The following is a 14606-nucleotide window of genomic DNA, read 5'->3' as shown; positions in this document are numbered from 1 at the left end:
CACATGTCAGACGGCGTAAAGGTCCACCGCGAAGGTCATGTTCTGGAGGTGACGCTGGAGCGCGGCAAGGTCAATGCCATCGACGTGCCGACGTCGCAGGCGCTGGCGGCCGCGTTTCAGGAATTGCACGAGGACAAGGATCTGCGCTGCGCCATTCTGACCGGCGGCGGAGACAAGATTTTCTCGGCCGGTTGGGATCTCAAGGCGCTCAACGATGGTGACATGCAACTCGATAACTGGTGGGAGACGGATGACTACGGTTTTGGCGGCTTTACCGGCCTGACCGAAAACTGGGCGCTGAACAAACCTGTGATTGCTGCCATCAACGGGCTTGCCATTGGTGGTGGGTTCGAGATGGCGATGGGCTGTGATCTGTTGATTGCTGCGGATCACGTGGAATTTGGCCTGCCCGAAATGCCGCTGGGGATTGTGCCGGATGCCGGCGCATTGCAACGCCTGCCGCGCCGCATTCCGCACAATATCGCGATGGAGATGTTCCTGCTGGGCCGCCGGATGACGGCGACGGAAGCGGCGCATTACGGGTTGGTCAACAAGGTCGTGCCAAAGGAGCAGTTGATGGATGCCGCGCGCGAATGGGCCGCGTCAATCGCGTGGTCCGCGCCCTTGGCGATGCAATCGGTCAAGGAAGTTCAGCGCGAGATTGAGTGTGTGCCGCTGGAACAGGCCTTTCACAAGATGCGCACGGATCCGATGCCGATCTATCGCAAGATGCTGAAGTCTGAAGACGCTGCCGAAGGCGTTGCCGCCTTTGTTGAGAAACGCGAACCAAATTTCAAAGGCGAATGATGTATCCCGATCCCAACACGGTGACTCGCGTCACCAGCATCGGTGCGGGTCCTATCGGCGGCGGCTGGACTGCGCATTTTCTGGCGCGCGGATATGACGTGACCGCCTATCTGCATGAGGAGGCTGAAAAAGCTGCGTTCCGTTCCATTCTGGACACAGCATGGACAAGCCTGACGGATCTGGGGCTGGCCGAAGGCGCCTCATTGGACCGACTGCGCATTGTCACCGATCTGGAGGACGCATTGGACGGGGCCGAATTTGTTCAGGAGAGCGCACCTGAACGCCTGGAGATCAAACAGGCACTCTACAAGCAGATGGGAGAAATCCTGCCTGCCTCCGTGGTTATCGGCTCCTCCACCTCCGGCCTGACCATGACAGAGATTCAGGCTACCTGTGCCACCCCTGAACGCACGGTCATCGGCCATCCATTCAACCCACCCTATCTTCTGCCGCTGGTCGAGATTGTTGGAGGGGACAACACTTCCCCTGAAGCTGTGGAATGGGCAGGCGCGTTTTATAAGATAGCGGGCAAGGCACCGTTGTTGATGAAAAAGGAAATTCCCGGTTTTGTTGCCACCCGTCTGCAAGAAGCGCTTTGGCGTGAGGCGTTGCACATGGTGGCCAACGGGGAAGCCACGCCTGAAGACATCGACATCGCGTTGATGAACGGCCCCGCGCCGCGCATGGTCAGCCAAGGTCAGTGCATGGCGTTTCATGTAGCGTGTGGGGCAGGGGGCATGGCCACCAATCTGGATCAGTTCGGACCAGCGTTGAAACTGCCCTGGACCCGGTTGGAAGCACCTGAGCTGACGCGCGACCTACGTGACCGTATGGTGAATGGCTGCAACGCCATGGCAGGCGACAGGCATTTTGAGGAGATGGCCGCGCAACGGGACAAGGAAATCGTAGCGGTGCTGCGCGCGCTGCGTCAGTCGCGGCTGGGCTGATCGCGCCCCGGTATATCCTTGAGCGTGGACAGAAAGTCCGACAGGGACCCCGGCCAGCTTGGCGCAGCTTCATTCGCAGGCCAGGCTTCGCGGTACTCGGAAGGGCGGCGGCCAAAGAATTTGCCAAAGGAAAACGCGAAATGCGACAGGGTGTTGAACCCCGAAGCCGTCGCAATTTCCCGCACGCTGAGGTCGGTTGAAATCAGCAACAGCCGCGCATTCTGAAGGCGGCGCAGCAGCCCGAATTGAACCACGGTACAGCCCACGTGTTTCTTGAACTGACGTTCCAGCTGGCGTTGGGAGACATCCAGTGTCTGCGCAATCTCGGGTACGCTGAGCGGTTCTTCGATGTTCTCTTCAATCAGGGTCATTGCTTCGCGCACCAGCGGCAACATCGTTTCGGTGCTCCGCCCCATCGTACTGCGCTGGGGGGAGGTCGCGTTGCGAATGGGGTGGTGCAGCATCTGGTCTGCGATCTCTCCGGAAAAGCCGCTGCCGTGGGTGCCTTCGATCAGGCGCAGCATCAGATCCACGCCTGCCAGCCCGCCTGAGCAGGTCATGATCTTGCCATCGATTGTGAACAGGCATTCCTGCACATCCACCCGGTCAAAGGATTCACGAAAACCGCTCAACCATGACCAATGGGTGGTCGCGGGTTTGTGCTCCAGCAAGCCTGCGCGGGCAACGATGTAGCAGCCCAGTTCAACCCCGCAGATGCTGCTGCCCGCCCGTGCCCGTTTGCGCAGCCATGCGGTCAGAGCGCGGTTGTCGTAATGCTCTGTCCCCCAGCTGCCCAGAACGAAGACGAATTCAGCGGGCGACAGCGCGTCCGATGCCGCTCCAACGGTGGTTGTCATGCCGTTGCTGGCAGCAACATTAGCGCCGTCAAACGACACGATATCCCACGAAAACAGTCGCTCCGGCGCAAGGTAATTCGCGATACGCATGGTTTCGATCATGGTGATCAGCGTGGTGATGTTGAACCGTGGAACCACCACAAAGATCGCGTGATTTGGCGCGCGGGGCGTCTGTTGGTTCATGTCGATTTGCATCCTGGAACGTCCGGTCTGAATGGTGCGTTTTTTCGTCAGTCTAGCTGAAAGTCTGTCGGATAATCGACATCTTTCTTGGCCTCACCCGCGTCAAGCTGGGCGAAAGGGGAGCTTTGCCAAATGAACTACGACGTTGTCCTGACCTGTGCGGTGACCGGCGCAGGTGACACCACGGGCAAAAGCCCGCATGTGCCCGTCACCCCAAAAGAGATCGCAGACGCTGCGATTGAGGCTGCGAAGGCAGGGGCCTCTGCGGCACATATCCACGCCCGTGATCCCGACACCGGTCAGGGCTCACGCGACCCCAAATTGTTCAAGGAAATCGTGGACCGCGTCCGCGACAGTGACACCGACGTGGTGATCAACATCACCGCCGGCATGGGCGGCGATTGGGTGTCTGACCCCGCCAATCCTGCGATGCCCGGCCCCGGCACGGACATGATCGGCCCTGAAGAACGGCTGGCGCATGTCAAGGAATGTCTGCCGGACATTTGCTCGCTCGACTGTGGAACGCTGAATTTCTCGGACACGGATATGATCTATATCTCCACACCGCCAACGCTGCGCAAGATGGCCGCCTTGGTTCAGGAATGGGGTGTGAAACCGGAGCTGGAGGTCTTTGACCTTGGCCACATCCGATTTGCCAAGGCGATGGTGGAAGAGGGGCTGATCGACGCGCCGCCGATGTTCCAGCTGTGTCTGGGCATCCCTTGGGGCGCGGATCAAACGGTTGAAACGATGGCCGCCATGAAGGCGCAACTGCCTGCGGGCGCAAGCTGGGCCAGTTTTGGCATTGGTCGGGGTCAGATGCCCATGGCGGCGGCATCCGTCGCGCTGGGTGGCAATGTCCGTGTTGGTCTTGAGGATAACATCTACCTCGACCGGGGTGTTCTGGCGACAAACGGACAATTAGTGACCCGCGCGCGGGAGATAATTGAACGTATGGGCGGCCGCGTGCTGACCCCGCAGGAAGCGCGAAACAAGTTGAACCTCCGGGGTGCAGATGGCTGAGCCCAATCAGACAGGCAGCCTGCAAGTGCGCAACGTCTCGAAGCTGTTTGGCACCTTCAAGGCGGTCAATGACATCAGCCTCGACATCCGCAAGGGTGAGTTTCTGACGCTGCTTGGGCCGTCCGGGTCCGGCAAGACAACATTGCTGATGATGATCGCGGGTTTCCTCGACATCTCAGAGGGGGACATTGCGTTGGACGAAGCCTCCATCGCCAATGTGCCTGCGGAAAAACGCAACTTTGGCATGGTGTTTCAGGGATATGCGCTGTTCCCGCACATGACGGTACGGGACAACATTGGCTATGCCTTGAGCGTGCGCAAGCGCCCCGCGGCAGAGATTACAGCCCGTGTCGATGAGATGCTGGAGCTTGTCCAGTTGCAGGAGTTTGCGGACCGCAAGCCTGCGCAACTGTCCGGCGGTCAGCAGCAGCGGGTCGCGTTGGCCCGCGCGTTGTGTTTTGCGCCGCCGGTTCTGTTGCTGGATGAACCGCTGGGTGCCTTGGACAAGAAACTGCGCGTCGAAGTGCAGGAACAGCTCAAGGATATTCACCGGCGCGTGGGCACAACCTTCATCTATGTCACCCACGATCAGGAAGAGGCGTTGTCGATGTCAGACCGCATCGTGATCATGCGCGATGGTGCCATTGAACAGGTCGGCACACCCAAGGAGCTTTACGAACGGCCGATCAATCAGTTCACGGCTGGTTTTCTGGGTAAATCCAATTTCATTCAGCACAACGGCAAGACCTTTGCCCTGCGCCCCGAAAAGATCGACCTGCGCGCAAGTGCCAGCCATCCGGATGCGCGGCTGAGCGGAACGGTACGGTCGGTCACCTACTTTGGTTCCATGCAGCGGGTCATTGTGGATGCAAGCGATGGCACGGAGATCGAGGTGGACATCGACGTCTGGCGCAACAGCGAAACACTGCGCGAAGGCGATGCTGTTGATCTGCTTTGGACGGATGATGCTGCCGTGGAACTACAGATGGGCTGAGGCCCCAAAACAGAGCGCTGAACAGGCGTCACGATGAAAAACCGGATACAAACGGACCCAATAGGAGGACAAAATGCACGACAAACAATTCATGAAAGAGACACTTCAGGACAGTGCCCATGCCTACAAGGAGGGGCGCATGGACCGCCGCACATTCCTTGCGCTGTGTGGCGCGTCAGGCGTGGCACTCAACGCGGTACTGGCAGGCGATGCAGAAGCCGCCGCCGATCATGTGGTGATGTGGAACTGGGGCGGCCAGTCTGAGGAATGTCACGGCTCTGCCATTGGGGACGCTTTCACGGCCTCGACCGGCAAGGGTCTGAAGTTCGACACCTCCGGCCCGCTGGAAGGCAAGATCAAGGAAATGGTCGACAGCGGTAATGTCACGGCGGACGTGGCGGATGCTGACCTTTTCAATGCCGTTTCCCTTGGGCCAACCGGCCATTTGGAGCCGATTGATTATTCCGTGGTCTCCAAGGACAAAACCCTGCCCGGCTACGCGCTGGAGCATGGGGTTTCCGTGATCCTTTATGGCTATGCCTTTGTCTATGACACCGAAGCCTATGGCGATAACCCGCCGCAGAACTGGGCGGACTTCTTTGACACCGCCAAATTCCCCGGCATGCGGTCGCTGTACAAATGGGCAAATGGGTCGCTTGAAGCGGCATTGATGGCCGATGGCGTGGCGGGCGATGCGCTTTATCCGCTCGACATGGATCGGGCGTTGGCCAAGATCACCTCGATCAAGGACAACAGCCTGTATTGGGGTTCGGGGTCAGAGGCGCATTCCATGGTCGTCAACGGCGAAGTCTCCATGGGCATGGTCTGGCAGAACCGGGGCCGCAACATCGAGAACGACACCGACGGGCGCTACAAGCTGGTGAACAATCAGGCGCTGGCGATGCCGGGGGCCTATATCGTGCCCAAAGGCAATCCAGCCGGTGCCGCGGTGATGCAGTTCATCGCCACCGCCCAGGAAGTCCCGGCACAGCTGGCGCTGCTCGATTGCCTTGGCATGACGCCGTCGAACCCGGCGGCATTTGGCCAGATCCCGGATGATCAGCAAGACTATGCGATCACCTCAGCCAAGAACATCGACAAGATCGTCTACAACGACCCTGACTGGTGGGGCAAGAATGGCGGCGATGCGGTGAACGCTTTCCTCGAAGCGATCAGCTAAGCACGTCAGGTGGCCGCCTGGGACTTCCTCCGGGCGGCCATCCCCTTTTGAAATCGGAAATCTCATGCCCGCGCTCACACGTCATATCCATCCCGGATGGCTGATCATCGCCCCGCTTCTGGTGCTGGTGATGGCGCTGTATCTGGGTCCGATCCTGAACATCCTGTGGTTGAGCGTGACGGATCCCGAACCGGGGTTTGGCAACTACGCAAAGCTGGGCGAAAGCGATGCGCTGATCCGCATTGTCTGGACCACTGTGCGGATCTGTATCATCACCACCCTGTTCAGCGTGACCTTGGGCTATTCCATTGCCTACGCCATGGTGCACTGCCACCAGCGCCAGAAGAACTATATGCTGACGCTGCTGCTTGTGTCCTTCTGGATTTCCATCCTTGTGCGCACCTTTAGCTGGCTGATGCTGCTGGGGCGCAAGGGATTGGTGAATGTCACGCTTGAGGACATCGGCCTGATCGCCGAACCCATCGCATTCATGCGCAACGAACTGGGCGTGCTGATCGGCATGATCCACTATATGATCCCCTATGCGGTCTTGCCCCTGTTGGTGTCGATGCAATCGCTGGACATGCGGGTGATGGATGCCTCGCGCAATCTGGGCGCCAGCGGCTCCCAGACGTTCTGGCGCATCTACCTGCCACTGACGACGCCCGGTATCGTGGCCTCTACCTTGCTGGTGTTCATCCTCAGCCTTGGTTTCTATGTCACACCCGCAGTACTGGGTGGGGGCAAGGTGCTGATGGTGGCGGAGTATATCTCCGTGCAACTTCTGGTCACGCTGAAATGGGGCACCGCAGCGATGCTGGCGGCGATTATGCTGATGGGCGTGCTGGCGATGCTCTGGGTGATGTCGCGCTTCATGAAGTTGAGCACGGTGTTCGGCGGGGCGGCACGATGACCTCGGGCCTGTTTTCCAAGTTCAATCGCGTGGGCGCATGGGTGCTGCTTCTGTTTCTGGTCACACCTGCGCTGATTGCGATCCCTGTTTCCCTGACGCCCAAGCGTTTCCTGTCGATGCCCAAGGGGGAATTCTCGCTCCGCCATTTCGAAAAGCTCTTCACCTCGGAAGAATGGCTGTCGAGCTTTTTTCAAAGTGGGGTGATCGCGGTTTCCACGTCGGCACTTGCCACCGTGCTTGGAACGCTCTGCGCAATTGGCCTGTGGCGGGTGTCGTCGAGATACAGCGAACTGGTGCGCGCCTTTCTGCTTCTGCCGCTGATCATTCCGCAGATCATCTCCGCGATGGCGTTTTATCGTCTGTGGATTCCGCTGGGGCTGCTGGACAGCTATGCCGGGTTGATCCTGGCCCATACGATCCTTGCAGCACCCATGGTCCTGATCACCGTCAGCGCATCGCTGGCCACTTTTGATCCCAAACTTGAACAGGCGTCCAAGAATCTGGGCGCCTCCAACTGGACCACCATGCGCCGGGTCATCCTGCCCTCCATCAAACCGGGTGTCTTCGCGGGCGCCTTGTTTGCCTTCATCCTCAGCTGGGATGAGATCGTCGTCACGCTGTTTATCTCCAAATTCAGCGTCTACACCCTGCCGCGCCGCATGTGGAACGGCATTCGCGAAAACACAGATCCCACCGTGGCGGCCGCCGCCGTGGTCCTGATTGCCATCACCGTCATCGCCTTTGTGATCACTTCGATCATGTCGCGGCGCAGCGCCAAATCCCAGGCCCAGTAAACGAGGCTTCTTATGAATATGGAAACCAGTCACGAAACGGACCTTCTGGTCAACACGGTCCGCCGCTTTGTCGAGACAGAGATGTACCCCCATGAGGAGGAAGTCGACCGTCTTGGCCATGTCCCCGAAGAGATTGGCCGCCAGATAGAGGCGAAGGCACATGAACTGGGCCTTTACGCCTGCAACCTGCCCGAAGCGGTTGGCGGCGGAGGTCTGGGCTATGGGCCGATGTCGCTGATCGAACGGGAGTATGGCCGGACCAGCCACGCCTTGCAAAGCTGGGCGGCGCGGCCCACTGAATTGCTGATGGCCTGCGAAGGCGATCAACGGGAGCAATACCTGCTGCCCGCCGTGCGCGGCGAAAAGCGCGAGCTGTTTGCCCTCACAGAACCGGACGCCGGATCAGATGTCATGGGAATGAAAACCAATGCCCGGCGCGAGGGAGAGGATTGGATACTGAATGGGTCCAAGCATTTCATCTCAGGGCCCTGCATGCCCGATTTTGCCATCGTCTTTGCGGCGACGGGAGAGGATGAAACACCACGGGGGCCGCGCAAACGGGTCACGGCATTTCTGGTGGATGTCGGCACGGCAGGTTTCGACTGCCGCGAAGGCACCAAATGCGTCAGCTATCGCGGGTACAAGACGTTTGAGCTGCATTTCGACAATGTGCGGCTGGGACCGGGTCAGGTGCTGGGCGAAGAGGGCAGAGGGCTGGAACTGTCTGGCAAGTGGCTCGGTATGGGGCGCATCTGGGTTGGGGCGACCTGTTGTGGCAAGGCGGAGCGCATTCTCGACATGGCAACGGATTGGGCCGCCTCGCGCAAGCAGTTCGGCAAACCCATCGGGGCGTTTCAGGCCACAGGATTTCGGCTGGCCGATGGGGCCATCCAATTGCGCGCGGCTGATCTGATGGTCAAGGACGCCGTCGCACGTGCCGAACAAGGCGCGATGAGCGATGCGGATGCTGCGATGATCAAGGTGTTCTGTTCTGAAATGCTCTGCAAGATTGCCGATGATGCGGTGCAGATCTTCGGCGGCATGGGGCTCATGGAAGAAATGCCGATCCAGCGGTTCTGGCGTGACAGTCGGCTGGAACGGATCTGGGACGGCACCAGCGAAATCCAGCGCCATATCATTACGCGATCCATCCTGCGGCCCCTTGGTGCATGACCCCGGAACGCCGCGCAAATTTCCATCGTTTGCTCAAGCCGCGCCATATCGCTTTTATCGGCGGGCGCGACGCCACGATCGCGGTGCGCGAAGCCCGCAGGCGTGGGTTTGCCGGACAGATGTGGGCGGTAAATCCGAACCGTACCGATCTTGACGGGGTGCCTTGTGTCCCGTCCATCGCTGATCTGCCCGAAGCGCCGGATGCAGTCTATCTTGCGATCCCGGCCGGTGGCGTTGTGGCAGCCCTCCGCGCCCTGGCCGAAAGGGGGGTTGGGGGCGTGGTCTGCTTTTCAGCAGGGTTCAAGGAAACCGGGGATACGCATGCTGAACAAGCGCTGATCGATGCAACCGGCGATATGGCCCTGATCGGTCCGAATTGCTACGGGCTGATCAACTACATCGACAAAACCGCCCTTTGGTCCTTCGAACACGGGGGCTGGTCACCGGGATACGGCGCCGCGATCATCACGCAATCGGGCATGTTCTCCTCCGACATCACGATGAGCGCGCGATCCCTGCCATTGGCCTACATGGTGTCGGCCGGCAATCAGGCGGTGTTGGGGTTGGAGGACTTTCTGGATGTCTTTGCTGATGATCCGGCTGTGCGCGCCATCGGCCTGCATATTGAAGGCTTGCAGGACATTCCCGCGTTTGAACGCGCGGCGCTCAAGGCCATTGAACGGGGCGTGGCCGTGGTGGCGCTCAAGACCGGGCGATCCACCATCGGGTCGATGCTGACGATCAGCCATACCGGCTCCCTTTCCGGTTCAGATGAGCTTTATGAAGCGCTGTTTGCGCGCACCGGTGTCATCAGCGTGGACAGCCCCGCCCAGTTCCTCGAAACCCTGAAATATCTCAGTGTTGTCGGTGCGCCCACAGGGCCGCGGGTGGCGGGATTCACATGTTCAGGCGGCGGGGCGACGATGCTGGCGGATCACGCCGAGAAAATCGGCATGGCCTTTCCTGAGGTGAATGCCTCAGACCGCACGGCCCTGTCCGACCTCCTTCCAGAGATTGCGACAGTCTCAAATCCACTGGACTACACCACACCGATCTGGGGACAGGGGGAGCATACCTACCCCGTTTTCGCCAATGCCATGAAAGCTGTTGCGGCCGACGCCACGGTGCTGGTGCAGGATTACCCGGCGGAGGGGCTTGATGCCTCCAAGATCTACTACCAGAACGATGCGGCGGCCTTTGCCAGGGCAGCGGCGGAGCAGGGGATACCAGCCGCAGTTTGTGCCACGTTGCCGGAAAACCTCGACAAGCAAACCCGCCGCCATTTGATTGCGCAGGGCGTGGCCCCGATGCAGGGCATTCATGAAACCTTGAACGCGATGCACGCCGCAGCGCTCTGGTCCACACGGCGCGCGCAGATCAAAGCCGCGCGACCCGCCGCATTGCTTGCCGGTGTGACCACAAGCTGCACGGAGATACTGACCGAGGATGCAGGAAAGGCATGGCTGGCAACGCAAGGAATCCCCGTCCCCGAAGGCCGCACCGGCTCAGCGCAGAACGCAGCAGACGCTGCCAAGGCCGTCGGCTATCCCGTCGCGCTCAAAATGATGTCACCGCAGTTGGTCCACAAAACCGAAGCGGGCGCCGTGGCTTTGGGAATTGAGGACGCAACCGCGTTGTCGCTTGCGATTGCGCGGATGACCACATCGGTAACGGCCCATGATGCAAATGCCGTGACCGACAGCTTCCTGATTGAAGCCATGTCGCCGCCACCGCTTGCGGAGATGATCGTCACACTACGCATTGATCCACAATTCGGCGCGGCACTGGTGCTGGGCAGTGGTGGTATCTTGACCGAACTGGTCGGCGACGCGGTGACGATCCTGCTGCCTGCCACGCCCGCCGACATCGCTACAGCATTGGCAGGCCTGCGCGTGGCGCGCCTGCTCACCGGGTTTCGCGGTCGACAACCCGCTGATGTGGACAAACTGGCATCCGCGCTGCACCGTCTTTGTACCGCCTTCATGCAAGAGCGTGAAACCCTCGCGGAAATTGAGATCAACCCGATGTTCATCTATGCCGATCATATCGTCGCGGTTGATGCCCTGATCCAGAAGGCCGCGCCGTGAGCGCGCTCAAAACCCTGCCCAATCCCGATCTGACAGTTGGGCCAGACAACAAGCAACGCTGGAATCAGCCCGCCCACCGGCGTCATGGCTTCCACAACGCCCACCATCTGTTTCGCCGCACGCTCATGGTCCGCGCGCGTGATGTGCTGCTGCTGGAACCGGCTGAACAGGATCTGATCAGCGCAGTGCCTGAACTGGCTGACCTGCTTCAACATCCTGCGTTTTCAGCTTTCTGTTGCCTCCGCGGTGACCAGATCATCATGGAGCAGGCAGCCGCCGATTTCTCACCAAGCCGCCCGCATTCCATCCAATCGGTTACCAAGCTGCACGTGCATCTGATCATTGGCCGCCTGCTGGAACAGGGGCTGCTATCCCTTGATGCGCGGGTTTCAGAGTATCTGCCCTATATCGGATCAGGCTACCGCGACGCCACGGTGCAGACCTTGCTGGACATGGCCGTGACCAATGATTTCACCGAGGATTACAGCGATCCGAACGCGGATTGCTACCATGAAGAAATCGCTTTGGGGTGGCGCTTGCCTGATGAAGGCACTGAGGAGATCACGCTCAAGGATTTCGTGACGCAGATTACCGGGTTCAAGCAGGATGATCATCGTGAGGAGGCCGATTACAAGTCTGCCAACACGGATGTCCTGACCTTGATCGCCGCCGTAGTTTCCCCCGAGCCGCTGCCTGCGCACATCGAACAGATTGCCGATGCGGTGGGGTATGAAGGGGCGTTTCACATCAGCATCAGCAAAGATGGCCATCCGGCGTTTTCAGGGGGCGGATGTTTGAGCGCGCGTGATCTGGCCCGTTTTGGTCTGTTCCTCGCCCGGAAGGGGCGTGACCCGCAGGGGCGCTTTGTGGGCAACGGCGCCTTTCTGGAGCATAGCCTGAAACGCAACGCCCCTGCATTGTCCGCCCCGAAAGAGTGGTTGCGCTATGCCAACCAGACCATGACGGATGGGCGCGTTATTGGACACGCCGGGTATGGCGGGCAATTTCTGATGGTCGATATGATTTCCGGTACATCCTGCGCGTTCTTGAGTGTGCTGGAAAACGACGCCGGGTATGATGATGCCTATATGGCCGACGTTGCCCGTACTCTGCGCAAAGTGTGCTGCCGCGCAGGTTAGGTTCGGACACCCTGCTTCATTTGACTTCTTCTGCCCGGTATCTTTCGGTGATAGCCACAGGCGGAAGATGTCCAGGACCACACCCACCCTCTACTCCACCGTATCGCGTGCCTTCATCGCCGATTGGCTTGCAGCGTTGCACCTTTTGTGTACGCCGTCGCTGTATCATTCCCTTCTGGAAAGCGCGGACCTTTCAAGCGGTCAGACAGAGGCACATGGCCGGGTCACACTGGACCAGATCGTGATGCTCTATCAGCGCGCCGCGGTAGAAACCGGAGACGAAATGATGGGCTTGTGGTCCCGGCCGATCCGGTCACGCGCCTTGCAACATCTGTTGACCTCCGTGCGCGAAGCCACCTCCCTCGCTTCGGCCTTGTACCGCTTTTCGACCTTCTGGAACCTTCTGCTGGACGATTACCAGTTTGAACTGACGGATACGAGTGGTGTCCTTGTGCTGGCCCTCAAACCGCAAGGAAGCGCGCCTGCACAGCGGTTCGGGCATATGCTGATCCTGAAACTTGCCCATGGCCTGCTGTCCTGGCTCGCCCGGCAAGAGGTCCCGGTCAAAGCCGTTGGCTTCGCCTTTGACCCGCCGGACTTCGCGGAGGATTACGCAATCATTTTCCCGGCGCCCGTGCATTTCAGCCAACCGGTCACATCCATCTCTTTTGATCCAGACATCATGGGGCAGGCGCAGGTACGCAGTTCCGCCGATCTTGATCTGTTTCTGGAAAACGCGCCGCGGGACTGGATTTTCACCAGCTCTCGCGAACACACGCAGTCTTTGCGCGTCCGCAAATATCTCAGTCAGACCGATTGGGCAGATGCAAACCTGACCCAAGCCGCGCGGGCCATGCACATGACCCCGCGCACCCTGATCCGCAAGCTGGAGACGGATGGCACATCCTTTCAGGCAATCAAGGATGCCTTGCGCCGGGACATTGCAATCCGCGAGCTTCAGAAAGGTGAAAAGGCCATTGAAGCCATCGCCTATGATGTTGGATTTGCTTCGGCAGCCAGTTTTCACAAAGCCTTCCAGCGATGGACCGGCAACACCCCCAGCGCATACCGGAGACACCGGGTACGTGACAGCTAATTCTGTCACTTCTGGACAATACCCTGTCACCTGTTGAGATGGCGCATCGCCCGTCTTCGGACTAATTTTTCATCACAAAGCAAAATCAAGCCCGTTGAAGTACGATCCACATGCTTTGCCAGTCCTTCATCATGGCTGGCGATATGTGACAACGCGCGCCCTCGAATGGAGACCTGACATGTCAGACAAACTTGCCGCCATCCTCGCCGCCGCCCGCGATCACGCGACCTCCGTGATTGCACCGAACGTGGACGCATGGAATGCCGCACGGAAATGGCCGCGCACCGCATCTGACAAAGCCGGGGATGCTGGTCTGATGGGTCTCTATGCACCGCAGGAATGGGGCGGACAGGGCCTGCCGCTTTCGGAAGGCATTCAGGTCTATGAACAGCTTGGGCTCGGGGATGGCGCCTATGCCTTTGCGCTCTCCATGCATAACATCTGCACCTTCGCGGGCTGCGGATATGGCACGCAAGCCTTCAAGGAAACCTTTGCGCGCGACCTCACATCAGGCCGCAAGCTGGCGAATTTCGCGCTGACCGAACCGCAGTCGGGCTCCGACCCCATGAAGATGTACACCCGTGCCACGATCAACGGGGACGGCACATGGACCATCACCGGTGCCAAGGCATGGGTGAGCCTGGCCACCGAAGCGGACCTCTATTTCACCGTCGTCAAGACAAGCGATGCGCCCGGCCACAAGGATATGGCAATGATTGCCATTCCCGCCGACGCACCCGGTGTCAGCTTTGGCCCGCTCTATGAAACGCCGTCCTACACCTTCTTGCCCATGTCCGAGATGTATCTCGACAATGTCGTGGTCAGCGAAGACAACATCATCCTGCCGATTGGTCAGGGGCTTCAGGGCTCTCTCATGGCGATCGATATTGCGCGTGTGTCCATTGCCTCCGGGTGTTGCGGTCTGATGCAGGCAGCGCTGGACACTGCGTTGTCCTATGCAAAGAACCGCAAGATGTTTGGCGGCAAGAACCTTGATCTGGATGGCATCCAGTGGATGCTGGGCGAAGTCGCGACAGAGCTTGAAGCCTCCAAGCTGCTATATCGCAAAGCGGCGGAAGCCCTTGGCACGCCCGAAGGGCCGCTGATGGCCGCCCATGCAAAACGCTTTGTCCCGGATGCCGCCGTGAAAGCGGCAAACACCTGCACGCAGGTTCTGGGCGGTATGGGATTGTTGCAGCCCTATGGTCTGGACCGTCTTTCCCGACTTGCCCAGATGCTGCGGATCGTGGACGGCACAACGGAAATCAGCCGAGTGGTCATCGGGCGCTCTTTGCAAAAGCGCGCAGCCACCTTGCCGGATTTGCCCGTCCCCAAAGGGTTTGGTGAGACGGATGAAGAAGCCACATCTGTCGCAGCGGAATAACAGAGCCAACGTTTAGAGCATTGCGACAG

At 59.5% G+C, this 14606-nt stretch carries 13 protein-coding genes; 12 read left to right on the top strand and 1 reads right to left on the bottom strand.

Translation table 11 applies throughout. The annotated features are described in order from the left end of the window. The first annotated feature begins 3 nt into the window (after positions 1-3). Positions 4-807: a carnitinyl-CoA dehydratase gene (locus Q1A91_RS21420; protein WP_299882452.1), complete on the top strand. Its 804-nt coding sequence runs from the start codon at positions 4-6 to the stop codon at positions 805-807. Continuing rightward, entirely contained in the window at positions 804-1754 is a 951-nt protein-coding gene (locus tag Q1A91_RS21415; protein ID WP_299882450.1) for a 3-hydroxyacyl-CoA dehydrogenase NAD-binding domain-containing protein, read from the top strand. Before Q1A91_RS21420 ends, Q1A91_RS21415 begins: the two co-directional genes overlap by 4 nt. Here Q1A91_RS21415 and Q1A91_RS21410 read toward each other — a convergent pair. Continuing rightward, the gene (locus tag Q1A91_RS21410) at positions 1736-2794 is read right to left on the bottom strand and encodes a GlxA family transcriptional regulator (RefSeq protein ID WP_299882448.1); all 1059 of its coding nucleotides are present in this window, start codon (positions 2792-2794) and stop codon (positions 1736-1738) included. The two genes, Q1A91_RS21415 and Q1A91_RS21410, sit on opposite strands and share 19 nt — an antisense overlap. Positions 2795-2926: 132 nt before the next feature. Here Q1A91_RS21410 and Q1A91_RS21405 point away from each other — a divergent pair, with 132 nt between their 5' ends. The 10 genes from Q1A91_RS21405 to Q1A91_RS21360 all read left to right on the top strand — a co-directional run bounded on the left by Q1A91_RS21405 (position 2927) and on the right by Q1A91_RS21360 (position 14577). Continuing rightward, positions 2927-3817 carry a 3-keto-5-aminohexanoate cleavage protein gene (locus tag Q1A91_RS21405; RefSeq protein WP_299882446.1) on the top strand — a complete coding sequence of 297 codons (891 nt, stop codon included), beginning with the start codon at positions 2927-2929 and terminating at the stop codon, positions 3815-3817. Continuing rightward, a complete protein-coding gene (locus Q1A91_RS21400; protein ID WP_299882444.1) occupies positions 3810-4811 on the top strand; it encodes an ABC transporter ATP-binding protein in 1002 nt (333 codons plus the stop codon). Before Q1A91_RS21405 ends, Q1A91_RS21400 begins: the two co-directional genes overlap by 8 nt. 73 nt (positions 4812-4884) lie before the next feature. Continuing rightward, entirely contained in the window at positions 4885-5991 is a 1107-nt protein-coding gene (locus Q1A91_RS21395) for an extracellular solute-binding protein (protein ID WP_299882442.1), read from the top strand. A 64-nt stretch (positions 5992-6055) separates the two neighbouring features. Continuing rightward, the gene (locus Q1A91_RS21390) at positions 6056-6904 is read left to right on the top strand and encodes an ABC transporter permease (RefSeq protein WP_299882440.1); all 849 of its coding nucleotides are present in this window, start codon (positions 6056-6058) and stop codon (positions 6902-6904) included. Further along, complete coding sequence (locus tag Q1A91_RS21385) at positions 6901-7698, top strand: ABC transporter permease (protein WP_299882438.1); 798 nt, start codon at positions 6901-6903, stop codon at positions 7696-7698. The genes Q1A91_RS21390 and Q1A91_RS21385 overlap by 4 nt, the downstream gene beginning before the upstream one ends. 12 nt (positions 7699-7710) lie before the next feature. Then, positions 7711-8871, top strand: a complete 1161-nt coding sequence (locus Q1A91_RS21380; protein WP_299882436.1) for an acyl-CoA dehydrogenase — start codon at positions 7711-7713, stop codon at positions 8869-8871. Further along, a complete protein-coding gene (locus Q1A91_RS21375; protein WP_299882434.1) occupies positions 8868-10958 on the top strand; it encodes an acetate--CoA ligase family protein in 2091 nt (696 codons plus the stop codon). Before Q1A91_RS21380 ends, Q1A91_RS21375 begins: the two co-directional genes overlap by 4 nt. After that, on the top strand, positions 10955-12097 hold the full coding sequence (locus tag Q1A91_RS21370; RefSeq protein WP_299882432.1) for a serine hydrolase: 1143 nt from the start codon (positions 10955-10957) through the stop codon (positions 12095-12097). Before Q1A91_RS21375 ends, Q1A91_RS21370 begins: the two co-directional genes overlap by 4 nt. A gap of 67 nt (positions 12098-12164) precedes the next feature. Further along, the gene (locus Q1A91_RS21365; protein WP_299882431.1) at positions 12165-13193 is read left to right on the top strand and encodes an AraC family transcriptional regulator; all 1029 of its coding nucleotides are present in this window, start codon (positions 12165-12167) and stop codon (positions 13191-13193) included. 178 nt (positions 13194-13371) lie between these two features. After that, a complete protein-coding gene (locus Q1A91_RS21360; RefSeq protein WP_299882429.1) occupies positions 13372-14577 on the top strand; it encodes an acyl-CoA dehydrogenase family protein in 1206 nt (401 codons plus the stop codon). Positions 14578-14606 lie beyond the last annotated feature (29 nt).

The organism is uncultured Sulfitobacter sp. (assembly GCF_947500075.1).
Taxonomy (GTDB): domain Bacteria; phylum Pseudomonadota; class Alphaproteobacteria; order Rhodobacterales; family Rhodobacteraceae; genus Sulfitobacter.
The sequence above is the reverse complement of the archived record's forward strand: the minus strand, read 5'-3'. Positions and strand labels throughout refer to the sequence as shown.